Genomic DNA, 779 nt, shown 5'->3' with positions numbered 1-779 from the left:
CTATATAGTTTGAACTAAAGAAACGGCTGACTAGAACCTGACACAGAGTCGGTCGATGATGGTCAAAGGCACTTTCATAATCTCCTCCATGAATTGCTGCACGTTGGTGCGAATTTCAGTGACCGTGTGGTAGAAGACGTTGTTAATCACGTCCGATTTAAGCCATTTCCATAACCCTTCGACTGCATTGAGTTGAGGGCTATAAGGAGGTAGGAAAACCAGTTCAAGTCGGTCTTCCATCTCCGTGAGGAACGGTGCCAGCAGCTTCGCATGATGGATTCGCGCATTATCCAATACCATCACGATTTTGCCTGTTGGGTATTCATCTACGACTTTTTTCAAAAAAATTAGAAAGGTTTCTGCTGTATACTGCTCATCTTCCTGCCATACGATCTTGCCTGTCCCATAATCGACGGTTGCCAGCAGTTTGACGCCGCGATGTTTACCTGTGGTTTGAATGATCCGTTGCTTGCCGCGGAGGAACCACGTTTTCTGAATCGCTTGGTAATCACGAATCATGGATTCGTCTTCAAATAGTATGTGCTGAATTTCGTTCTTCATATATCTTTTTTTAAATCGGGAAACGTGGATTCTGTAAAGATTCTTTGTTTTTCTTCGTCCGCGGCTGCCAACGTGTACGTTGGCTTGGTGTAGCTCAGCCCCTGTCGGTGCATCATTTTGGAAATGCCACGAAGCGAATACGTCACCCCAAATTCTCGTTTGATCAAGGCCGCAATGATCTCCAGTGTCCAATTGTGCCGCGCCGTAAAGCCCACATC

At 46.0% G+C, this 779-nt stretch carries 1 pseudogene; it reads right to left on the bottom strand.

Features of this window, described 5'->3' with window-relative positions:
* Nucleotides 1–30: 30 nt before the first annotated feature.
* Nucleotides 31–779 (bottom strand): annotated as a pseudogene (locus tag ACIFO6_RS24215) (IS630 family transposase); the annotation flags it as partial.

This window comes from Paenibacillus sp. NRS-1781, from assembly GCF_050467745.1.
GTDB classification, from domain to species: domain Bacteria; phylum Bacillota; class Bacilli; order Paenibacillales; family Paenibacillaceae; genus Paenibacillus; species Paenibacillus terrae_A.
The sequence above is the reverse complement of the archived record's forward strand: the minus strand, read 5'-3'. Positions and strand labels throughout refer to the sequence as shown.